Origin of the sequence: Nostoc sp. GT001 (assembly GCF_030382115.1) — a bacterium.
GTDB lineage: Bacteria > Cyanobacteriota > Cyanobacteriia > Cyanobacteriales > Nostocaceae > Nostoc.
In genome coordinates, this window is record NZ_JAUDRJ010000003.1 from 3,240,869 (window position 1) to 3,262,702 (window position 21,834).

A 21,834-nucleotide genomic window follows, 5' to 3' on the forward strand; every position below is an offset into this window, starting at 1 on the left:
CTACGAATTATATTTGGAAATACTCTGCGTACCTTTTCGTTTCTCTGCGTTTAAGAACTTGACGATTTGGGATAGTATTGCCCATTAAATGACTATAGTTTGTACTGATGGTAAACTTCACTGGCAGCACGATGCAGCAGGGAATGACGCCAAACTAGGGATTTCATGTCATCAGCATAACCGCCGCCAATAACGCAGGCGACAGGATAACCGCTACTCATACAGGTACTCAAAACCTGCATTTCCCGGCGAAAAATGCCAGCATCGGTAAGGGCTAATTTTCCCAAGCGATCGCCTATATGAGGGTCAACACCAGCATCATAAAATACTAAGTCTGGCTTGACTTTAGACAATAAATCTGATAGATAATTCGCCAAGGTTTGTAAATAAGCGTCATCTTCCATTCCCATCAAGCAAGGAACATCCAAATCGCTGTTTTGTTTAGTACCGGGGAAATTGACTTCGCAGTGCATAGAGAAAGTAAAAACGCTATCGTCGTCTTGGAAAATAAAAGCTGTACCGTCTCCTTGATGGACATCCAAATCGACAATGAGGATTTTTTGGACGAGTCCAAATTTTTGTAAAACGCGACAGCCGATCGCTAAATCGTTGAAAATACAAAAACCAGACCCATAACTAGGAAAGGCATGATGAGTTCCACCAGCCGTATTACAAGCTAAACCCTGACTTAGTGCCAGTTTTGCAGTCAGTATCGTACCACCTACCGCTACACAAGTACGATTTGCTAATGCTGGACTCCAAGGCAAACCAATGCGTCGCTGTGCTTTGGGGTCTAGGGTTCCTTCACAGTAAGCTTGAACGTAGCTTGGGGTATGGACTAACTCTATCAATTCTAGTGGCGGAAGTTCAGGGGTGTGAAATTGTTCTTGATTCGCTACACCATCGGCTAACAGCAATTCATAGAGTTGTCGGAATTTAGACATCGGAAAGCGATGTCCTTCAGGTAGAGGAGCAATGTAATCTGGGTGGTAAATAATTGGCAAGTCCATAAGGAAAGAAAATCTCAAGCAGCTAATCCGACAACTAACAAGCTAAAATTTAGCCATAATCACAGCAAAAATGCTGCTCTCCTAAATCTAAAATTTCAAATTTAGAATTGATATGATGGAATGGATTATACCGATTGCATTTATTCTAGCTGGCTTATTGGCTGGAATAATTGGTGAAAAAGTTATCTTCAAAAAGCTGGAAATATTCGTTAAGAATAAACGAATTGCCGGGGGTAATATTATATTTTACTCTCTGCACCGCATGACATTTATTTGGTTTGTCATTGCCGGNTTTTTTTGGGCAATTTTGAGCGCACCCCTAAGACCTGATATTGCGATCGTACTGCAAAAAGTTTTGACGATTGCATTGCTGTATTCTGTAACGCTAGTTTTAGCCAAATTGACTGCTGGTTTTCTTAATTTATATATTCGTAGAGCAGAAGGGGTTCCCACATCACTAATTTCTAACCTTGCTAAGATTACTGTTTTAGTTTTGGGAACATTAATCATTTTGCAAACGGTAGGTGTTCAAATTACACCAATAGTTACTACTTTAGGTATTGGTGGTTTAGCAGTTGGTTTGGCACTTCAAGACACACTGGCAAATTTGTTTTCTGGTTTTTACTTAATTATTTCTAAGCAAGTTAGAACCGGAGACTATGTAAAATTAGATGCTGGACATGAGGGATATGTGATAGATATTTCTTGGCGCAATACGACGATTAAAGAAATTTCAAATAATGTAGTCATTGTTCCCAATTCTAAGTTGTCTTCTGCGATTTTCACAAATTATCATTTACCTGCAAAAGAAATTACTTTAACAATGGATGTTGGTGTCAGTTATGATAGCGATTTAGAACAAGTTGAAAAAGTGACTGTAGAAGTTGCCAAGGAAGTTATGCAAGAAATTGCACCGGATTTAAAAGAAAATGAACCATATATCAGATTTCATACTTTTAATGATTTTAGTATAGATTTTACGCTTTATATGCGCGTTAGTGAATACTTCGATCAGCGCATTGGGAAACATCTGTTTGTAAAAAAATTACACAAGCGCTATCAGCAAGCAGGAATTCAAATTCCTTTTCCGATTAGACAAGTGTATATGCAAGATAATTCAGCTATGTAACAAAATTAGCCCTGGCGACTAGAAGTCGCGGCTATACAGACGAAACCCGCCTGCGCGGGTTGAAAACCTCGATTTGTAATCGCTAGGGCTAGGTGCAACTTAGATTGCTAATGCTCGTTTTTCTAATGGTAGTTCAAAGCGATCGCCTGGTTTCGGTTCAAGTACCTGCGTTGAAAGATTGTTCTCTTTTAGCAACGAACGAAATTCTTCACTACTTCCTTTAGTCTGAATAAGTTTCATCAACAATCCCTCAAAGAATATATCCCCACCAGCCGCAGTAGGTAATATTACTTGAGGTTTTAACGACTTTACTACTTCTAATGAACTATTTTTCCCTTTAATAATCGGCCCAAGCAAAGGTAGGGTCATGTCAATAAACGGTGTAATCACTACATCGATAGGTGCAGCTTGCTGAAGTTGTGGAGAATGATATCCATGAGGCTCGTAGTATACAGTTAAACCACTTTCCAATTCTTTGAGGAGATAACTATTTTCTACCAGAGTGGGGCCAATGGGCGAGCCGGGGAAAGCCTTGATTTCAACTTGATTATCTAAAGTGAAAGTTTCACCATGAGGCAATACTGTTACCTGAGTGTAACCTAATTGCTGTACTACCTTGGCTGCATTGGGAGAAGCTACAACCTTGATGCTGTGGTCGAGTTGCTTAAGTGTTGGTGGGTGAGTATGGTCTTCTAAACCCTGAGATAAAAGGATTAGATCGATATTATCTGGGATTGGGCGCTCTTGCGATCGCGAACCTTTAAATAACCATTCTAAATTGCTGAAAATTAACGAACCAACCAGCCAAGGGTCAATTAGTATTCGTTTCTCGCCGATTTCCAGTAACCAAGAGTTGCTGTCTAACCAAGTTAAAAACATAAATTTTGTGAAGATAACGCCTACCTTCATTATCAATGGTGTCACCTTTCTTAGTAAGCACTCAGTCCAATACCTACATTAGACTTCTTGCAAAAGTCAGGTAAAGGGGAAGGGGAAAAGGTAAAAGAAACTCAAAATCTTTTCCCTTTAACCTTTACCCTTTTCCCTCTCTTGCAAAAATATATTTTTGCAAGAGGTCTATTCGTCCGGTCAAGTCTACCACGGAGTTTTTTTATGTCCGATCTTGGTTTTACTCACATTGCACTTGCAGTCAGTGATGTTGATGCAAGTATCTCATTTTATGCAAAGTATGCTCAGATGACAGTCGTGCATCATCGCATTGATCAAGCGACTCAATCAGATGTTGCTTGGATTAGTGACCTGACTAGACCTTTTGTGATTGTCCTAATTAAAGTAGCGAAAGTAGAAGGCGCACTTTTACCACAATCCCATCTTGGGGTAGCTTATCAGAATCGTGGGGAAATCGATCGCCTGTGCAATGAGGCACGCACTGAGGGAATATTGTTGGCTGGGCCAAATGACTGGGGCCATCCGGTTGGTTACTGGGCTTATCTTCAAGACCCAGATGGTCATACATTAGAAATTTCCTATGGTCAGGAAATTAGTTTTACAGTCGAGCAAGCTAGAGACGCGATTAATCGCGTCTCTTAAAAGAAAATATTATTTATTACCAGGGGTACGTCCACCTTCGTCGTTACTACCACCGTGAGGACGGGAATTACCTGGGTCGCAACCCTCAGCACCATTACCAATTCCTTGGTTGCAATGGCGACGCGGTTTGATGCGCGCCCTTGAAGTTTCAGTCTGCTGCTCAACTGCAACTTGTTGTTGTCCAACGACGTACTGCGAGGAGATGTTTGCTACCTGTCCAGTACTAGACAGAGCTTGATATACCAAAGCAGACACTTCAGACCTAGTTGCTACCCGTTCAGCATTTAGCAAGTTCACGTTGGGATAGTTGACGACTATACCGCGTTGTGTCAAAGCAGCAATCAGACTGCGATATTCACTACGAATAGTAGTTGCATCACTATAAACAGATAATATCGTATCCGTGGAACCACTGCTTTGATAATTTAATCCCCGCGCTAATGCTACCAAAATATCAAGGCGAGAAAGCCTTTGAGTGGGGTTGAAATCCTTGCCAATAACAGTGTTTAAAAAGCCCATTTGATAAACTTCGCTGATGGCATTGTATGCCCAATATCGAGTTGAGACATCCTTAAATGCTACTGCTTGGCGAATTTTCCCCTTGGCAAACGCTTTCCGCAGCATTGCCGCAAATTGGGCACGAGTTACTGGTGCATCCGGGCGGAAAGTCCCATCAGGAAAACCTTCGAGAATTTCCATTGAGGCCAATTCGGCAATAAAATCTTTAGCCCAGTAGTCTGTAGAAATATCAGAAAACTCAACTTGGAAAGGGCGAGACAGTCTAACTTGGCGATAATTCATTAGCATTTGGCTAATGTCGTAGCTAGAGTTATCGCTGACTTCAATCACCTGTACCAAGTTGCCAGGAGTAGTTTGCAAAACCTTTGCCAAGTCGGAATTAAAGATATTCACGAAGGACTGACGCACTAAAGCATAATCACCCTGAGTAAAAGAGACGGGATAAACGCTGGTTCCGGCAATTTTTGACAAACCTTCTACTTGGAACTGACTACCTTGAAAAGTTTGGGAACTGCTCAGGAAAATAACACGTTGGTTCCTGACTTGGGTGAAGTAGTCGTAAGTGTTAGTACCTGCGTCAATAGTGCCGTTTTGGTCAGCATCAACACCATAAACAGTGCGAACTACTTGGTATTCTCTAGGTTTGGCTGACAAAATCAGGTTAACTGTGGTATTTGCTGGCAAACATTCAAATTCGCTGTAGCCAATAAAACGGTTTTGAACATCATACAATCGCACGACGATGCGATCGCTAGCTTTTAACCCCTTAACAAATTTTGCTTTTTGCTTAATCTTGTACTTGTAATCACCCAAAAACTGCTCTTTTAAATAGCCCTGGCCACTTTTACTTTTAACAGAAATGCGAGCAATCACTTCTGAAAAATTACCAGATGGTTGCCAAATGGCAAGGCTAAAACCTGTTTTTTTCGCTTTTACCGAAACGTTACGGCTTTCTGTAATCACAGTTTGCCGTTGGATAGTGGTGTGATTCCTTGTTTCTACTTCTTTATGGGCTAAAAGTTGTTGTTCTGTGGAATTATCTGTTATTTGAGCGACGATGGTAGAGAACCCTAAAGCTGCATAGGCAGAAGATATTGGCGAAAATATTGCTACAGAGGTTGCAGCAATAACAAATTTGCTCATTTGAGCAAAGTTACTTTGAGTTATGTATTTCATCCCACACTACCATTCGTCTAAAAAGTCACAGGGCGATTTGATATCCCTCAACTTATTAATCCCTTGGGGTAGATGGAACTAACATCTCATCAGTGCTGAGTACTGAGTTAGGAGTTAGGAGTTAGGAGTGTGATTATTGCTTTTTTACTCAGCACTCGTTACTCAGCACTATTTCGGTCAGAGAACATTACTATATTTGAAGAAACACTTTATGAATCTTATTAATGACTGTAACTACACAACAGCTTCCAACTCAAGACGCCTTTGAAAAATTCTTTTGGACTTGGCAGGGTTACAAAATTCAGTACACTGTCATGGGTACAGGACGCCCTTTAGTTCTGGTTCACGGCTTTGGCGCTTCCATTGGACACTGGCGCAAAAATATCCCAGTTTTAGCTGATGCTGGCTACCAAGTATTTGCCATAGACCTTTTAGGTTTCGGCGGTTCCGATAAAGCGCCCATTGATTACAGTGTGGAAGTTTGGGTGGAACTGCTAAAAGATTTTTGCACAGAACACATCCAGGAACCTAGCTGTATTTATTGGCAACTCCATCGGCGCACTTTTGAGCTTAATAGTACTGGTAGAACATCCAGAAATTGCTACTGGTGGTATTTTAATTAACTCTGCGGGTGGATTGAGTCATCGTTCCCACGAATTGAACCCGCCGCTACGGATGGTGATGGCAGCTTTTAATCGGTTTGTGCGATCGCCAATTACAGGTAAATTTGTCTATAACCGCATCCGCCAAAAAGCCCAAATTCGCCGCACCCTCTACCAAGTTTACCGCGATCGCCAAGCTGTCACCGATGAATTAGTTGATTTACTTTATACTCCCTCTTGCGACCCAGGAGCGCAACAAGTCTTCGCATCCATTCTCACAGCGCCTCCTGGCCCTAGTCCAGAGGAACTTTTGCCCAAAGTAGAACGTCCTTTATTAGTAATTTGGGGTGCTGACGACCCTTGGACACCAATTACCGGGGCCAAGATTTACGAAAAGGCGCGGGAGAATGGCAAAGAAATCAAAATTGTTCCCATTCCCAATGCCGGTCATTGTCCTCACGATGAGGTTCCAGATGTTGTCAATGCCCAGATTGTCGATTGGCTAACGCAAAGGTAAGAATTTTTTGCCAAGACGCGAATGCAAAAAAACTTCCTGCCGATGCGCCTTGGCCTATGCAGATAGAAATAGAGCTAACAATCTGGGTGAGTGGATCTTAATCTTTACTAATTGCACCTTGACAGAATCAAACTCGTATGGTGCGTAATGGAGCTTGATGTGCGTAATAAACATAAAAGGGTAATTCCCTTAAATCACCATCCAGATTTTTCAGAACTTGGCTATCAAGTCATCAGTGAACTAGGACGCAATAGAGAAGGGGGACGCATTACTTATTTAGCTAATGTCCTCAACTCTAAGCAACAGGTAGTGATTAAAGAATTTTGTTTTGCTCGTGCGGATGCTGATTTATCAGGTGTGAAAGCTTATGAGCGCGAAATCGAAATCTTGCAGCAACTAAATCATTCTCGCATCCCTCGCTATATAGATTCTTTTGAAATACCAGGGGTTTTTTATCTAGTGCAGGAATATAAAAATGCCCCGCCTTTAGGCTTAAAAAGCAGCTTTCGTCCTGAAGAAATAAAGCAAATTGCTCTGTCAATCTTAGAAATTTTGGTTTATCTGCAAAAGCAAGTTCCCTCAATTATTCATCGGGATATTAAGCCAGAGAATATTTTGGTTGATGAAGAACTAAATGCTTACTTGGTGGATTTTGGGTTGGCTAGAATACAGGGTGCAAAAATAGCTCTGAGCAGCTTTGTCGCCGGAACTCCAGGTTTTATGCCTCCAGAAGAACAGTTTGGTCATTCTCTGACTGAGGCATCAGATTTATATAGTTTAGGAGCAACGCTAATTTGCTTACTTACTAATACCCGTTCTGTTGAGATTGGCAAATTAATTGATGATAACTATCGCTTTAATTTCCAGCAATTAGTTCCTCAAATTAGTCCGCGTTTCCGGTGGTGGTTGATGAAAATGGTGGAACGTAACCGAAAACGTCGTTATGCTAATGCGGCTATTGCTTTAAAAGCACTTGGGACAATTGAGGTTGTTGGTAGTGCCACTGGGATAGATAATTTCATCAGTACAATTAAAGCTAGAAAACGAGCTACTTTGTTGGGACTAGCTACTATTGTTACACTGGCTGCGGTTGCCGGAACTTTGATAAGTTATCAGTCTGGTAATACGGTTAGGCAATTGTCGGAAGCTAGAGAATGTCAAAGTTTTGATTTAAGCTCTGATTGCCAAGAAAAAATCGGAAATTAAGATTAATTAGGTTGCATCTGGCTAAGGGTTACAACGGTTTTCAATTGAATAGACTACACGCGTAGGGGCACAATATATTGTGCCCCTACAATTATGTGTATTCGATGCTTGTGAAAATTGCTGGAATTTGCATGAGTATCAAATACTCGTCAACGGAGTTCAAAGGTGGATGAATCCAGTTCAAATACTCGTTAACGGTAATGCAGTATCAGTAATTGTGTAGTTATCTGCTGTAGTAAACTACATCTAAGCCAGAAGACTGCATTCAATAGTTGATAGCGCTGTGAAAAAAATCCTGATTGTGTCAGCTAATCCCACGACAACAGATAAACTTCGCTTGGACGAGGAAGTAAGGGAAATTCAGGAAGGGTTGCAACGCTCTCGCAGCCGAGATAAGTTTGAACTTATTACTAAATGGGCAGTGCGTCCTGACGATTTGCGGCGTGCGCTTTTAGATCATAATCCTCATATCATCCATTTTTCTGGGCATGGTGGAGGAAATCAAGGTTTAGCCTTGGAAAATAATACAGGGGAAATGCAGCTGGTGAGTACGGAGTCACTGGCAAGGCTATTTAAGTTATTTAAAGACAAAATTGAGTGTGTATTATTAAATGCCTGCTATAGCCAGGTGCAAGCTGAGGCAATTTATCAAAATATTAACTGCGTAGTTGGGATGAATCGGGCAATTGGCGATCGCGCCGCAATTAAATTCGCGGTAGGCTTTTATGATGCACTAGGTGCTGATAGGTCTTATGAGGATGCTTATGAGTTTGGCTGTAGCGCTATTGACTTAGAAAGTATTCCAGAATCTTCCACACCAGTGTTGAAAAGTCGGAACAATCCCCAAGGTGCTAACTCTGTTAACGAAACGATTCCAGATACCGATATAAAACCAGCAGTCACCTTAGAAAATCCAGAAGGGCAGGTATCCCTCAACTCTGCTTTTTATGTGGAGCGATCGCTTATTGAGGTAGACTGTTATGAAGCGATTCTGCAACCAGGGGCCTTAATTCGCATCAAAGCTCCCCGGCAGATGGGCAAAACTTCGCTAATGTCGCGGGTTCTCCATCATGCTAGTCAACATGGCTATCAGATAGCACCTGTAAATTTCCAGTCAGCCGATGCAGAATTTCTCGGTAATTTAGATCGGTTTTTGCAGTGGTTCTGCGCCAGCATTACCTACGAATTGAATCTACCAGAGAAGCTAGACGAGTATTGGAAGGGTGTTTTAGGTAGCAAGAATAAATGTACAAATTACTTTCAACGGTATTTATTACCTACGATTAATAGCCCCATAGCTTTAGGTTTGGATGAAGTCGATGAAGTCTTCAAGCATCCCATAATTGCGGCTGATTTTTTTGGATTACTACGAGCTTGGCATGAGCGGTCAAAGAATGAGACAGTTTGGAAAAATCTCCGGTTGGTAATTGTGCATTCTAAGGAAGTTTATATCCCGCTCAATATTAATCAGTCGCCTTTTAATGTCGGCTTACCCATTGAGTTACTAGACTTAAATCAAACACAAATACAAGACTTAGTACAGCGTCACCGACTCAATTGGACTGAATCACAAATTGAAGAATTAATGACACTCGTGGGTGGTCATCCTTATTTAGTGCGGGTAGCGCTTTATGAAATTGCTCGTGGTAGGATGACGCTGGAAAATCTACAAAAAATCGCGGCAACCGAGGAAGGGGCCTTACAGCGACCATCTGCGCCGCCATTGGCTGAATTTGCAAGAGGATGCAGAATTGCTAGCTGCGGTCAAACAAGTTATGACAGCAAATCGCCCCGTAGATGTAGGCACAACTGAAGCGTTTAAACTCCGCAGTATGGGGTTGGTTAAGTTTAAAGGCAATGAAGTGATGCCACTGTGTAAATTGTATCGTCAATATTTTGGGCATCGCTTGGGTTGAAAAATTAAAAAAGTACATTAGGAGTGCAATAAAACTTTTATCTGCAATTACCATTTAACAAAAAGGATTAACAATGGTTCAATTTATTCAAGGAAGAGATATAACCTTAGCCTAACTCATAGATCAATTTGGGCTACAACGTGCAGACAATGAACAATTTTTTTCAGAGTGGCAGCAAGATTTACCTGAGTTGAGTGATTTAGAAAAGCAATCTCTCAACCAAGTCAAAGCAGAATATTTGCATTTATCCCGCTACCAAATTTTAGAACCTGTAGTCAAAATGGTGGTGCTATCTCCACTATTGCGTCTAGCAGGTTTTTATCAACCGCCTTTTTACATTGCGTCGGAAGAAGAGGTAAGAATTTCTTCTGAAGACGAAGGCACAATTATTAGAGGACGTATTGATATCTTGGTGTTTCATCCTCCATTTTGGGTTCTCGTTATTGAGGCGAAACGAGCAGATTACTCCTTAGTGCCAGCAATTCCACAAGCATTGGCTTATATGTTGGCAGATGCAACTTCGGCTAAACCTGTTTTTGGGTTTATCACCAATGGTAGTGAATTTCAATTTATTAAGTTGACTAAACAGAGTACACCGAGATATGCCTTATCTTATACACTGTCGCTTAATCGCTTGTCATTACCAACATCTTTTAAAGTGAGGTAGGGATGTAATAGAGTCAGAGTATGAAGTTGAAAAATTTCACAGACCTCAATGCTTGGGCAGTTGAGCAATGGGGAGATGCCGAATTAGGGGATACTCGTCGTACGCAAAGAGCGATCGCTATCGGTGCAGCCATAGCTGCCAACCCGCAAGGGAGTTTACCAGATATGATGCAAGGCTGGAATGAAATTCGTGCTGCGTACCGATTATTTGCGGAAGACGATGTAACTCATAAGGCATTAATTCAACCTCACATCACGGAGACGAAACAAAGCGCAACTGAAATAAAATCCAATGTTGTTTTATTCATCCAAGACACAACAGAACTAGATTATACTCATCATCGGCAAGTTAAGGGATTAGGGCATATTGGAGATGGCAAAGGTAGAGGAATGATGCTACACACGTGTTTAGCAGTAGTACCGTTACCTTTGAATCCACAAATTTTGGGATTGGCAGGACAAATACCTTGGCTGCGTAGTCAAAAAAAGGACAATGACAACACGTTGGTGGAAGCGCTACCAGAACTATTGAGAACAGATGGTGAAGGGGAAATTTGGGCAGAGATGGTGGAATCCATCGGCACTGCACCAACACCACAAACTGGGTCAATTTGGGTAAGTGTCGGAGACAGGGGGAGTGATATTTTTTCTTACCTTCGACGAGCCAAAGCTTTGTACTGGCACTGCTTAGTACGAGTCACTCAAAACCGAGTGATTACTAAACCTGATGCCACCAAAGGGTATCTCAAGGCATTTGCTCGTTCTTTACAACCAATGGCGGAGAAAACTGTTGTTTTGCGTGGGCGCAACGGAGAACCCAAACGTCAAGTTAACTTACAAGTAGCTTGGTCTCAATTGACAATTCAACCCCCAGCAATTGGCTGTGAAAGAAAACAACAGCCAATAGATGGTTGGTGTATTCGTTGTTGGGAACCAGAAGGAGATTTAGAATGGATTCTATTTACCACTGTTGCTGTAAATGCTCGTGAGGATGCCCTCATGCAACTAGATTGGTATGCTACACGTTGGTTAATTGAAGAGTATCATAAGTGTCTCAAAACTGGTTGTGCTGTAGAAAAACGTCAATTGGAGTCAGCTTCATCACTGGTAAGGTTACTTGGCTTTTTTGCTATAGTTTCAGTCAGATTATTACAGTTACGCCAACTTAGTCGCAGCAATTCCCAACTGAAGGCACACGAGTACATACCTACAATTATGTTAAAAGTCTTAGTTGCTCGTCTTGGGTTGACAAATTGTGAGTTGACTTTGGGTGAATTCTTTTTAGCGATCGCTCGTTTGGGTGGTTTTCTTGGCCGCAAATCCGATGGTCTACCTGGTTGGCAGACCTTATGGCGAGGCTGGTTGCGATTACAGGATATGTGTTGGGCTGCTGATTTTATCACCCAGTCAGTTTAAAAGATGTTGGTAATGACAAGGCCTTAAAAAGGGGGTTGGGGGGATCTTCGCGTAGTAAATAAGCTAACAAAATTGTATTGAGTTTGATAACTTTCAATTAATTAAGGATTAAATCATGGGAACACTTTACGTAACACAAGCTGATGCTTTTATCGGCAAAGTTGACGAACGTCTCACCGTCAAAGCTGAACAAAAAATAATCTTGGATATCCCTTTAATTAAAATAAAAGGAATTGTAGTACTAGGAAGGGCTACCGTTTCTCCCTCTGTCGTAAGTGAACTTTTAGAACGTCATATTTGTTTAACATTTCTCACACAAAACGGACGATATTTAGGGCGTTTAGAACCAGAAGTTACCAAAAATATCTTTGTTCGTAAAGCCCAATGGCAAGCTGTGGGAGAATCAGAACCAGCAATACATTTAGTCAGAGGATTTGTGCGGGGTAAATTAAAAAATTACCGCCATAGCTTACTTCGTACTCAGCGAGAACATCCTGATACTGACCTGAATAATAACATCACTCGATTGGAAAACGCGATCGCACCAATCGAAAAAACTAGCAGTATTGATTCCCTCAGAGGCTTAGAAGGTGCTGGGAGTGCAGCCTATTTCGGTTGCTTTCAACAGCTAATCAAAACCTCAGAATTTCAATTTGAAGCCAGACGCCGCCGCCCACCAACCGATCCAGTTAATGCTCTACTGAGTTTTGGGTATTCATTGCTACGTCATGATGTGCAAAGTGCTTTAAATATTGTTGGCTTTGATCCTTATCTAGGATACTTACACGTTGAACGTTATGGTAGACCTTCCCTAGCCTTGGATTTGATGGAAGAATTTCGTCCTTTAATAGTGGATGCTGTTGTGTTGTCGCTAATTAACAAGCGATCGCTAACCCTAACTGACTTTACCACCGAACCGCTCAGTGGTGCGGTAAATTTAACCAAAGAGGGACTGCATACATTTCTTCGCGCTTATCAACAAAAGAAACTATCGAGTTTCAAACATCCAGTTATGGGAACCAAATGCACCTATCAAGAATCCTTTGAAATTCAGGCGAGGTTATTAAGTAAATACCTAATGAACGAAATCGATAAATATCCTCCCCTAGTTCTCAAATAACTTGTAATTTCTCCCCATTCCCCATTCCCCATTCCCTATTCCCTACTCCCTTCATGTATATTGTTGTCAGCTACGACATTCCAGAAGATAAGCGTCGTACTAAAATCCATTCTATTCTCAAGTCTTATGGACAATGGATGCAACTTAGTGTGTTTGAGTGTGATATCACTCCCACTCAGTATGCTAAACTGCGATCGCGTTTAGCCAAATTGATTAAACCCGACACTGACAGCGTGCGCTTTTATTTTCTCTGTGGCTGTTGTCAGCGAAAAGTCGAACGTATTGGTGGAGAACAGCCACGGGACGAAACAATTTTCTTTGCTGAGTCCCCTTCTAGCTAGGTTTCTGCATCTCAAATGCGCGGAAGGGTAGGTGTAGAAATTTCACAGTCANNNAAAAGTGCTTCTATCCCAACTCCAGTAAGGCTTTCAACCAATAATCGCCTACTCCTCATCCGCGCAATCTTTGAAATGCTTATCAAAATACGATTTCAGCCTTTAAATTTTCCTGGCGCTCTTTCCAAACAAATTCTCTAATGCTATGATTGCTCTGGAATCGCGCAACCGCACCTTGAAAACTAAATACAGCTTGACTTTCAGGCTCCCGCTATTGCAATTTATCAAAATCCCTATTAGGGATTGAAACCTGATTCAAATTTGGCTAATAGCTTATCTCAGGCATATTGCAATTTATCAAAATCCCTATTAGGGATTGAAACCTCGAAGATTGATTTCAACTATCAAGAAAAACTAAATTGCAATTTATCAAAATCCCTATTAGGGATTGAAACACAAAACCGTTACTAGCACCTACGAAACTTAACAATTGCAATTTATCAAAATCCCTATTAGGGATTGAAACTCAAAATATAATAGATATATCAACGTTCGAGACGATATTTTATTGCAATTTATCAAAATCCCTATTAGGGATTGAAACTTGTTAATGCAAGAGTAGAAGTTTCTTCAGCTAATTGCAATTTATCAAAATCCCTATTAGGGATTGAAACTACAAAATCGCATCAAAGTATTAGAAATTTCTCTAATTGCAATTTATCAAAATCCCTATTAGGGATTGAAACGCGCTGGCAATTCATCCACCAGCTTATCTACTACCAAATTGCAATTTATCCAAATCCCTATTAGGGATTGAAACTGCACTATTCCTCAATTTACCGCTGTGATTAATATTGCAATTTATCAAAATCCCTATTAGGGATTGAAACGCAATGGACGCGATATCAAAAAGGATTGGCGCTAATTGCAATTTATCAAAATCCCTATGTGTTGGCGAGTTTCGACTACTTCGACTTCGCTCAGTACAAGTTCGCTCAACTCTCGATCTATCAGTTGGTTGAGCGAAGCGATGCACTGAGCCTGTCGAAGTGTCGAAACCAACGGCATCGGTATATTTATTCTTGTAAATTACCTAAGCTTCTGCAATATCTTTGTTAAGCCATCGCCTAATTGCTCAATAGATTCTTGCTGTTTCGGATCTTTTAACGTGCCATCAGCATTAAAGGCTTCATAAGCTTTGGATACTGCTACTTGATCGGGAAGTACCAAAACTTTTATGTTTCCCAAAATAGACCGTAGGTGAACCAACCCCCGCAAACCACCAAGTGCGCCTGGGGAAGCGCTCATAATACTAGCAACCTTACCTGCAAAAGCAGCCAATGGTGCTTCGTTTGGGGCTGGACGGGATGCCCAGTCAATGGCGTTCTTCAAAACTGCTGTGAGTGAACTGTTATATTCCGGCGAAGCAATCAGCAATCCTTGATGAGAAATCATCAAGTCTTTAAACGTGCGGGCGTTGGCAGGTAGTCCTTTTTGAGCTTCCAAGTCTTCATCATATAGAGGTAAAGGCAAATCGCGGAGGTCTATATAAGTCACCTCTGCGCCAGCTGCCTTAGCGCCAGCTGCGGCGATTTTTACCAATTTTTTGTTGTAAGAATCAATCCGGGTGCTGCCAGCAAAGGCGAGGATTTTCGGTGGAGATGCCATAATTCTAGGTTGAATGGGAAGGATTAACCTGTTCAGCTGCATTATCCTGTTTTCAGGCGATCGCTATTTGCTACCTTTAGAGTTTCTTTACAAATTTTCTCNGTTATGGCGAATTGGTCAGATTCTTATCTCGGCAAGTTACGACAAGTTGTAGGCGATCGCATACTTCTATTATTTGGCACACGTGTGATTATTGAAGATAATTTAGGGCGTGTTTTATTGCAAAAGCGGAGTGATTTCAAACTTTGGGGGCTACCTGGCGGTTGTCCTGAAATAGGTGAATCTGCCGAAGAATGTTCAGCACGAGAGGTTTTTGAAGAAACTGGTTTAACGGTTAAGCGTTTTGCCGCTGTGGGGTTTTCTTCTAATCCAGCCTTTGAAGCTGTAACTTATCCTAACGGCGATCGCGTCCAAAATTTCATTTTAATTTTGCGAGCCGTTGAATGGTCAGGCAGTCTCGCTTGCTTAGATGGAGAATCGCTGGCGCTGGAATTTTTTGATTTGGCTGATTTACCTACATTAATGCCAAACGATCGCCCCGTTTTAGAAAAGTTTCAAGAATACAAAAAAAGCGGCGAATTCCTTATGTTCTAAAGCATTTTTTCTAAGAACTGCTTGGCGCGATCGCACTGAGGATTTTGGAAAAACTCGTTAGGGGTAGCGTCTTCTGCTAAACTTCCCTGGTCGAGGAACATAATTCGATTGGCAACTTCTCTTGCAAACCCCATTTCATGAGTAACGATCGCCATTGTCATACCTGATAGCGCTAAATCTTTCATCACTTCCAGCACATCTTTGACCATTTCAGGATCTAGTGCAGAGGTAGGTTCATCAAACAAAATCATCTGAGGTTCCATTGCTAATGCCCGCGCGATCGCTACTCGCTGTTTTTGTCCCCCGGATAGTTTCGATGGGTACACAGATACTTTTTCTTCTAAACCTACCTTAGCAAGCAATTCTAAGCCATGTTCTTCTGCTTTTTGCTTGTTAACACCTTTCACCTTTATGGGTGCGTAGGTGACATTTTGCAGCACATTCATGTGAGGAAACAAATTAAAATGTTGAAATACCATCACTAATTGCTGACGCACCTTAGCAATGTTTGCTTTAGGCTTAGTAATTTCTTGGTCGTGAAAGTAGATTCTGCCTCTGGTAGGTTGTTCTAACAAGTTTATGCATCGTAAAAAGGTAGACTTACCTGAACCAGAAGGGCCTAATATGGCAACCACTTCTCCCTGATAAAACTCAGTGGAAATATCTTTGAGTACGTCAAGTTTGCCAAAGGATTTACATAAGAATTCTGTGCGAATTACTACATTATTCACTTTCCCGTAACCTCCTTTCTAAAGCGGATGCACCCAAGGTCATACCCATTACCAAAACATAGTAGATTAACCCTGCAAATAACAGTGGTTCAAAATAAATATACTTATTTGCACCAACGATTTGGGCGCTGCGTAATATTTCCACCACCCCAATGGTTGACACCAGCGCGGAATCTTTAAGCAATCCAATAGTTTCATTTACTAACGCGGGAAGAATATTCTTCAATGCTTGCGGTAAAATCACATCCCACATCATCAACCAATAGGGAACACCCATAGACATTGCCGCTTCACTTTGCCCTTTATCCACCGCTTGAATTCCACCTCTGATGGTTTCCGACATATAAGCGCCAGAATTTAAGGTAAAAGTTAGCACACCAGCCTGCAATGCTGAAATGTCATAGCCTGTAAGCTGGGGTGTTGCGTAGTAAACTAATGCCAACTGTAATAGCAAAGGTGTACCTCGAAAAACAGAGGTGTAGGCATTCGCAACCCAAGTAAGCGGCTTGATGCCGAGAATTTTTAACAGAGACAAGATTGTTCCCCAGATTAACCCCAAGGTTACAGATAGTAGCGTGAACAACAAAGTTAACGGGATTCCCCGCAGAATAAAGGGAATATCGGGAAGGATTCTGGTGAAGTCGAGATTCAATCCGCCTTTGGTAGGAGTTGAAGATGCAGGATTGGCGGTGGTGTTCTCTGAAAACCATTTGGTGACAAGTTTGGCCAATGTGCCATCGTCCTTCATTTGTTGAAGAACTTTGTTAAAGGGTTCTACAAAAGAAGAACCTTTGGGAAAAGCGATCGCAGATCCACTTGCTTCCTCTGAGGGAATAGTATTAAATTCTAAATCTGGGTTAGCTTGGGCGAATCCTTTAGCGACGGTATCCTCAACAATTGCTGCATCAATTCGTCCAGATTTGATTTCTTGAACTACTTCCGGCACTTTGTTGAGTTGCTTTAGCTGAATACCTGCAACTTTTTTAGCAATTTTTTGGGCATTTTGTTCTTGTATTGTTCCTAGTTGTACCCCAAGCTTTTTTCCTGATAAGTCTTGGGGTTGCTTCAGGTTGCTACCTTTAGGAGCGACAATTGTATCTTTGGCTTCGTAATAAATAATTGAAAAGTCAATATTTTTTTGACGTTCTGGAGTCGGAGTCATCCCAGCCATGACAAAATCAGCGCGATTTGCTTGGAGTGCAGGAATTAACCCATTAAAATCAGATTCCATTATTTGAAGTTTAAACCCTAGCTTTTCAGCAAGGGTTTTGGCAATATCTATATCAAAGCCAACAATTTGGCGATCGCCTCCTTTCGTATCATAAAACTCATAAGGAGGATAATCTGGGGAAGTAATCATCGTTAGGGTGTCTTTCCCTAAAGGTGAAGCAGCTTTTAGAGAATTACTATGTCCGATGATGATGCTGATTCCTACTGCTGCTACAACCAGTATCGTCAATAGCCATCCTTTTTTTTTCTTCATAAAATATTCCGCACTTAAACTGCTACATCAATCGAGCAAATAATACCTGTGATATCATGTCCGCTGAATGGCTATGGTGTACACACAAATTTTCTAAATATTTCCCCACTTCTTGCTCTGCAATGCCATTGCATCGACTTGTTATGCCATTGCATCGACTTGTTATGCCATTGCATCGACTTGTTATGCCATTGCATCGGCTTGTTATGCCATTGCATTGGCTTGTTATGCCATTGCATCGACTTGTTATGCCATTGCATCGACTTGTTATGCCATTGCATCGGCTTGTTATGCCATTGCATCGACTTGCAAGCCTTAATTAATGCATAATAAAGTCTCTGCTTAGGGAACTCTAATAAATAAATTATTCAATCTTGTGGGGTGGGCAACATGAGCGCCCAATTCACAGGACAGGCAAGATGCCCATCCCACAAGAAATATTGTGATATTTTATTACTTGGAAGTCCCTTAATCCCATAAAAACTTCGGGACTGTCAAATTCTGACTTTAGTCGCCTCCAGCAACTTAACGCTGGCATAAATCGCATCAATATAAGGTGTAGGAATTTGAGTAAGTTTTCCCAATTCTGCCACCGCACCAACGATCGCGTCTATCTCCGTAGCGCGTCCGGCTTCAATATCTTGTAACATTGAGGTTTTATGGGAACCAACATTTTCTGCGCCATTAATTCGCTGTTCTAAAGTGATGCCAAACTTTATACCTAAGTTTTCTGCGATCGCTTGAGTTTCTGTCATCATTTGTCGCGCTAGTTCGCGGCTGAGGGGATAACGACAAATATCCTCTAGAGTCGCACCAGTTAAGGCACTGATGGGATTAAACGCTACATTTCCCCACAACTTGATCCAAATTTCCGTGCGAATCTGATTGCGGATTGGTGCTTTGAATCCTGCTTGTTTTAAAGTCTGTGCTAATAATTGGATGCGATCGCTTTTACTACCATCGATTTCACCGAGAGTAAAGCGATCGCCTTCAATATGTTTGATTACACCCGGTTCAATTATCTCAGTTGCCGGGTAAACCACACAACCGATAGCGCGTTCAGCACCGATACTAGCTTCAATAATCCCATCTGCGTCGACAGATTGAATCCGCGTACCTTCATATTCACCGCCATGCTTGCGAAAGTACCACCAAGGAACGCCATTTTGAGCTGTCACCACCATCGTGTGAGGATTGTAGAGTGCAGGGAGAAAAGGTGCGATCGCACGAACACTGTGAGCCTTCACAGTTAAAATTACTACATCCTGTAGCCCCGCTTCTTGAATATCGCTAGTTGCCAGAAATGGAGTAGCAATTTGGCTAGAACCATCTGCCATGAGTAACTTCAGCCCATTTTTTTGAATTGCCTCCAAATGAGAACCACGCGCGATTAGTGTCACCTCTTCACCCGCCAGTGCCAATTTCGCCCCTAAATATCCACCAATCGCACCCGCGCCAACAATACAGATTTTCATTTAGCCAAAAAATATGATTTGTAGAAAACGGTATCCAATTAAGTTCCCAGTAGTAAATTCTCCAGATCAGAGTGGAAAAATTCACAACTACTACTCATTACTCATTACTCATTACTCATTACTCATTACTCATTACTCATTACTCATTACTCCTAAAGCTTCGCATCGCTTCTAATAAATCTTGATGAACAGATTTTGAAGCAGCTACGATCAATCCAGGCATACTATAGTTTTGACAAGTATGCAGTGGCGGTAAAATCGAACCGTCCAAAGTAGTTACAATCCAGCCAGCCTCTTTTGCAATAAAAGCGAGTGCAGCACTATCAAGAAATTTGCCCGATTTAATGACTGCTCCGCTCAAGTCGCCACTGAGAATACCATTAAGATTGGGAATTTGAATATCACTAGAGTAATCAGCCGCTATATCGATTACTTTATATCGATCTTTTAATAAATGTGCGATGGAATTCATTCCCCATCCCAATAAAATAGAAGGTTTGGCGGACGTTATATCTAATGGGGCACAAGCTTCTAAATTCATCTCCAGCGTGCCTTTAAAAGCACCTTCACCTCTAAGGGCGTAAAAATAAATGTTTTGGGCAGGAGAAATGGCAATTACTGCTTCAAAGTCATCCGCATTTAGAATACTGAGAATAATTTGGTAATTAGAATGTCCATCCATATAAAACTTTGTGCCATCAATCGGGTCAAGTGTTACTAAGTAATCACCTTCTGAACCGAGTTCGGTAGCGCGAAAATATTTGGTATTATTAGAACTTTCATATTCTTCACCATAAAAGCGAATATCTGGGAAAGTTCCTAGTAATACTACTTCTACTAAATTTTGAATAGCCACATCTGCATCAGTAAGAGCGGCACTAAAAAAGTTGTTTGCTTGTTCTTTGGCAGGAAGTGCAGCAATTTTTGGTTGTAGAAAATGGGCATAGGCTGCTGCTACTTTGAGATGGGGGAGTAAAGTCTCTAAAATTAATCGAGTAGTTGGTTTTGTGGACATTGCAGCAAACTCCTTTTAGAAATGATCTACCGTCCGCAAGGCAATAGAATTCTATATCTAGACAAAATTACGGTATCATTTGGATGCAATGATACCACCGTTGCTATATTACTTTAATCTGTATGTCTCTAAGAGCCTATAGAGGAGTAAGCTCAAAATAGAAGTGGGTTAAGGGGCAATGATTAGGGTCGCAGAAAAACTAATGGGTAATTCCCTATCTTCTAATCCTAAATTTTCAAAACCTGGTTTAGTTGGTGCAGAAAAAACCTCTAAATAACCTGGTGTCGGCAAAAAACTAGCGAAAAATGGACTAGAATAATTTCCTCCCGAAGTGGAATAGGCAAAACCCTTATCTGTTAATTGCTGAGTATTAAGGCTAATTAAATTATCAATATCAAAAGGTTCGTTTCCTGGCATTGGAGTACCAGCGGGTTGCAGGCCAGTAATTGTTTCACCATTTCGTGTACCAGTAATTTCAGTAATCAGGTAAAAACCCAAATCGTTAGGGGTGTCATTAGTCGTCAAAGTACCGTTCGCCGCTATGCCAGTACCAGAATAATTCCAACTCCAACTTAAAGCAGAAGCGGCTGGCATTGTCCCGAAAACTAATCCAGATATGGTGGCAAGGGCTATAACAGATAAAGCTAGATTTTTCATGGAATTTGTGACTGCGATCGTTCCCGTGTATTATACGGAATTAGGAAAGATCGTATTATCAATTTTGCCTATATTATTTAGCAGCGATCCCTACGGTGGTCACTGAGTGGCTGGTGAGCGGAGTCGAACCATGTCGAAGTGCGGGCTACGCCTACGCATAACCACGCCAAAGCAGCATCAACATTACTAACCTGCTCTCCTGGCGGTACAGCCGGGCGATTTACCATCACAACCTTTACGCCCAGTTCTCGCGCTGCAATTATCTTGGGCTTTGTGGCATCGCCACCGCTATTTTTACTGACGATGGTATCAATGTTATTCTCAATCAGAATTTGTCTCTCATTATTGAGGGTAAAAGGCCCGCGATCGCACAATACCATCCCCGGCGGTACTAAAGCATCTTCGCCAGGAGGGTCAATCATCCGCATCAAAAACCAAATTTCCTCCAAATGAGCAAAAGCGCCCAGTTCTTGCCTTCCAACTGTCAAAAATACCCGCTGTGACTGATTTTGCAGGGCTATTGCTGCGGCTGCAACATTATCAACTTCAATCCAGCGATCGCCACTTTCTTTTTCCCAAGGTGGACGGATTAACATTAGACGGGGTACTCCAACTTCCGTTGCCGCATCTGCTGCATTGAAGGAAATCTGGCTAGCGAAAGGATGGGTTGCATCAATTAACAAGTCGATTTGCATGACTCGCAGATAGTTAGCCAATCCAGCCGCACCACCGAAGCCTCCAACCCGCAAATCGCCCAACGGTACTGACGGTTCGCGGGTGCGGCTAGCTAGAGAAGTTATTACTTCTAACCCTTGGATAGTCGTAACTTTGGCAGCTAGTTCTGCTGCATCACCCGTCCCACCCAAAATCAAAACACGCATCATTAAAAAGGAGTCAGAATTCAGAATTCAAGATTCAGAATACTGTACCCATAAAAGGACAGGTTCAAGGAAGAAATATTTGAATTTCTTTTTGCCCACAGAGAAAGAGGTTTTAATCTATACTTACACTCTCGCGGACTCGCTTTGCTTGGCTCTATCAGCTATTC

General features: G+C 41.6%; 19 protein-coding genes and 2 pseudogenes. 11 read left to right on the plus strand and 10 right to left on the minus strand.

The features are described 5' to 3' along the window. Positions 1-92: 92 nt before the first annotated feature. Positions 93-1,010 (minus strand): histone deacetylase family protein, encoded by a 918-nt coding sequence (locus QUD05_RS16880; protein WP_289797081.1) that lies wholly within the window; start codon positions 1,008-1,010, stop codon positions 93-95. A gap of 112 nt (positions 1,011-1,122) precedes the next feature. Here QUD05_RS16880 and QUD05_RS16885 point away from each other — a divergent pair, with 112 nt between their 5' ends. Continuing rightward, entirely contained in the window at positions 1,123-2,139 is a 1,017-nt protein-coding gene (locus QUD05_RS16885; protein WP_289797082.1) for a mechanosensitive ion channel family protein, read from the plus strand. A 99-nt stretch (positions 2,140-2,238) separates the two neighbouring features. On the opposite strand, the gene QUD05_RS16890 is transcribed toward QUD05_RS16885, so the two are convergent. Further along, on the minus strand, positions 2,239-3,018 hold the full coding sequence (locus QUD05_RS16890) for an MBL fold metallo-hydrolase (RefSeq protein WP_289797083.1): 780 nt from the start codon (positions 3,016-3,018) through the stop codon (positions 2,239-2,241). Positions 3,019-3,252: 234 nt separating this feature from the next. On the opposite strand from QUD05_RS16890, the gene QUD05_RS16895 reads away from it, so the two are divergent. Further along, positions 3,253-3,690, plus strand: coding sequence for a VOC family protein (locus tag QUD05_RS16895; protein WP_289797084.1), 438 nt, complete (start codon positions 3,253-3,255; stop codon positions 3,688-3,690). Between the two features lie 9 nt (positions 3,691-3,699). On the opposite strand, the gene QUD05_RS16900 is transcribed toward QUD05_RS16895, so the two are convergent. After that, the gene (locus QUD05_RS16900; RefSeq protein WP_289797085.1) at positions 3,700-5,352 is read right to left on the minus strand and encodes an S-layer homology domain-containing protein; all 1,653 of its coding nucleotides are present in this window, start codon (positions 5,350-5,352) and stop codon (positions 3,700-3,702) included. A 257-nt stretch (positions 5,353-5,609) separates the two neighbouring features. Between QUD05_RS16900 and QUD05_RS16905 the strand changes: the two are divergent. The 7 genes and pseudogenes from QUD05_RS16905 to cas2 all read left to right on the plus strand — a co-directional run bounded on the left by QUD05_RS16905 (position 5,610) and on the right by cas2 (position 13,169). After that, positions 5,610-6,504: pseudogene (locus QUD05_RS16905) on the plus strand (alpha/beta fold hydrolase). A gap of 147 nt (positions 6,505-6,651) precedes the next feature. Beyond that, positions 6,652-7,710, plus strand: coding sequence for a serine/threonine protein kinase (locus QUD05_RS16910; protein WP_289797086.1), 1,059 nt, complete (start codon positions 6,652-6,654; stop codon positions 7,708-7,710). A gap of 283 nt (positions 7,711-7,993) precedes the next feature. Continuing rightward, positions 7,994-9,626: pseudogene (locus QUD05_RS16915) on the plus strand (AAA-like domain-containing protein). A gap of 190 nt (positions 9,627-9,816) precedes the next feature. After that, positions 9,817-10,293 carry a type I restriction enzyme HsdR N-terminal domain-containing protein gene (locus tag QUD05_RS16920; protein WP_289797087.1) on the plus strand — a complete coding sequence of 159 codons (477 nt, stop codon included), beginning with the start codon at positions 9,817-9,819 and terminating at the stop codon, positions 10,291-10,293. A 20-nt stretch (positions 10,294-10,313) separates the two neighbouring features. Further along, complete coding sequence (locus QUD05_RS16925) at positions 10,314-11,708, plus strand: IS4 family transposase (protein WP_289797088.1); 1,395 nt, start codon at positions 10,314-10,316, stop codon at positions 11,706-11,708. A gap of 115 nt (positions 11,709-11,823) precedes the next feature. Continuing rightward, positions 11,824-12,828 (plus strand): type I-D CRISPR-associated endonuclease Cas1d, encoded by a 1,005-nt coding sequence (cas1d, locus tag QUD05_RS16930; RefSeq protein ID WP_289797089.1) that lies wholly within the window; start codon positions 11,824-11,826, stop codon positions 12,826-12,828. Between the two features lie 53 nt (positions 12,829-12,881). Further along, positions 12,882-13,169, plus strand: coding sequence for a CRISPR-associated endonuclease Cas2 (gene cas2 / locus QUD05_RS16935; protein WP_069070563.1), 288 nt, complete (start codon positions 12,882-12,884; stop codon positions 13,167-13,169). 1,083 nt (positions 13,170-14,252) lie between these two features. On the opposite strand, the gene QUD05_RS16940 is transcribed toward cas2, so the two are convergent. Next, positions 14,253-14,873: an NADPH-dependent FMN reductase gene (locus QUD05_RS16940; RefSeq protein WP_289797090.1), complete on the minus strand. Its 621-nt coding sequence runs from the start codon at positions 14,871-14,873 to the stop codon at positions 14,253-14,255. A 63-nt stretch (positions 14,874-14,936) separates the two neighbouring features. Between QUD05_RS16940 and QUD05_RS16945 the strand changes: the two genes are divergently transcribed. Next, the gene (locus QUD05_RS16945; protein ID WP_289797091.1) at positions 14,937-15,425 is read left to right on the plus strand and encodes an NUDIX hydrolase; all 489 of its coding nucleotides are present in this window, start codon (positions 14,937-14,939) and stop codon (positions 15,423-15,425) included. Here QUD05_RS16945 and QUD05_RS16950 read toward each other — a convergent pair. Together QUD05_RS16950 and QUD05_RS16955 are read right to left on the minus strand one after the other, a co-directional pair. Beyond that, positions 15,422-16,156 carry an amino acid ABC transporter ATP-binding protein gene (locus tag QUD05_RS16950; RefSeq protein WP_289797092.1) on the minus strand — a complete coding sequence of 245 codons (735 nt, stop codon included), beginning with the start codon at positions 16,154-16,156 and terminating at the stop codon, positions 15,422-15,424. The genes QUD05_RS16945 and QUD05_RS16950 overlap by 4 nt on opposite strands. Next, positions 16,149-17,639 carry an ABC transporter permease subunit gene (locus QUD05_RS16955; RefSeq protein ID WP_289797093.1) on the minus strand — a complete coding sequence of 497 codons (1,491 nt, stop codon included), beginning with the start codon at positions 17,637-17,639 and terminating at the stop codon, positions 16,149-16,151. The genes QUD05_RS16950 and QUD05_RS16955 overlap by 8 nt, the downstream gene beginning before the upstream one ends. A 112-nt stretch (positions 17,640-17,751) precedes the next feature. On the opposite strand from QUD05_RS16955, the gene QUD05_RS16960 reads away from it, so the two are divergent. Beyond that, a complete protein-coding gene (locus QUD05_RS16960) occupies positions 17,752-17,958 on the plus strand; it encodes a hypothetical protein (protein WP_289797094.1) in 207 nt (68 codons plus the stop codon). A 175-nt stretch (positions 17,959-18,133) separates the two neighbouring features. Here the strand turns inward: QUD05_RS16960 and QUD05_RS16965 are convergent, their stop codons facing one another. The 4 genes from QUD05_RS16965 to QUD05_RS16980 form a co-directional block, all read right to left on the minus strand. Further along, a complete protein-coding gene (locus QUD05_RS16965; RefSeq protein WP_289797095.1) occupies positions 18,134-19,114 on the minus strand; it encodes a 2-dehydropantoate 2-reductase in 981 nt (326 codons plus the stop codon). A 139-nt stretch (positions 19,115-19,253) separates the two neighbouring features. Beyond that, a complete protein-coding gene (locus tag QUD05_RS16970; RefSeq protein ID WP_289797096.1) occupies positions 19,254-20,129 on the minus strand; it encodes an inositol monophosphatase family protein in 876 nt (291 codons plus the stop codon). Between the two features lie 168 nt (positions 20,130-20,297). Further along, on the minus strand, positions 20,298-20,786 hold the full coding sequence (locus tag QUD05_RS16975; protein ID WP_289797097.1) for a PEP-CTERM sorting domain-containing protein: 489 nt from the start codon (positions 20,784-20,786) through the stop codon (positions 20,298-20,300). 77 nt (positions 20,787-20,863) lie between these two features. Beyond that, positions 20,864-21,667, minus strand: a complete 804-nt coding sequence (locus tag QUD05_RS16980) for a cobalt-precorrin-6A reductase (protein ID WP_289799987.1) — start codon at positions 21,665-21,667, stop codon at positions 20,864-20,866. Positions 21,668-21,834 lie beyond the last annotated feature (167 nt).

Coding starts and splice junctions, on each gene's coding strand:
- QUD05_RS16880 (WP_289797081.1), bottom strand. CDS start 1,010: ATGGACTTGCCAATTATTTACCACCCAGATTACATTGCTCCTCTACCT.
- QUD05_RS16890 (WP_289797083.1), bottom strand. CDS start 3,018: ATGTTTTTAACTTGGTTAGACAGCAACTCTTGGTTACTGGAAATCGGC.
- QUD05_RS16895 (WP_289797084.1), top strand. CDS start 3,253: ATGTCCGATCTTGGTTTTACTCACATTGCACTTGCAGTCAGTGATGTT.
- QUD05_RS16900 (WP_289797085.1), bottom strand. CDS start 5,352: ATGAGCAAATTTGTTATTGCTGCAACCTCTGTAGCAATATTTTCGCCA.
- QUD05_RS16910 (WP_289797086.1), top strand. CDS start 6,652: ATGGAGCTTGATGTGCGTAATAAACATAAAAGGGTAATTCCCTTAAAT.
- QUD05_RS16925 (WP_289797088.1), top strand. CDS start 10,314: ATGAAGTTGAAAAATTTCACAGACCTCAATGCTTGGGCAGTTGAGCAA.
- cas1d (WP_289797089.1), top strand. CDS start 11,824: ATGGGAACACTTTACGTAACACAAGCTGATGCTTTTATCGGCAAAGTT.
- cas2 (WP_069070563.1), top strand. CDS start 12,882: ATGTATATTGTTGTCAGCTACGACATTCCAGAAGATAAGCGTCGTACT.
- QUD05_RS16940 (WP_289797090.1), bottom strand. CDS start 14,873: ATGCAGCTGAACAGGTTAATCCTTCCCATTCAACCTAGAATTATGGCA.
- QUD05_RS16945 (WP_289797091.1), top strand. CDS start 14,937: ATGGCGAATTGGTCAGATTCTTATCTCGGCAAGTTACGACAAGTTGTA.
- QUD05_RS16955 (WP_289797093.1), bottom strand. CDS start 17,639: ATGAAGAAAAAAAAAGGATGGCTATTGACGATACTGGTTGTAGCAGCA.
- QUD05_RS16965 (WP_289797095.1), bottom strand. CDS start 19,114: ATGAAAATCTGTATTGTTGGCGCGGGTGCGATTGGTGGATATTTAGGG.
- QUD05_RS16970 (WP_289797096.1), bottom strand. CDS start 20,129: ATGTCCACAAAACCAACTACTCGATTAATTTTAGAGACTTTACTCCCC.
- QUD05_RS16975 (WP_289797097.1), bottom strand. CDS start 20,786: ATGAAAAATCTAGCTTTATCTGTTATAGCCCTTGCCACCATATCTGGA.
- QUD05_RS16980 (WP_289799987.1), bottom strand. CDS start 21,667: ATGCGTGTTTTGATTTTGGGTGGGACGGGTGATGCAGCAGAACTAGCT.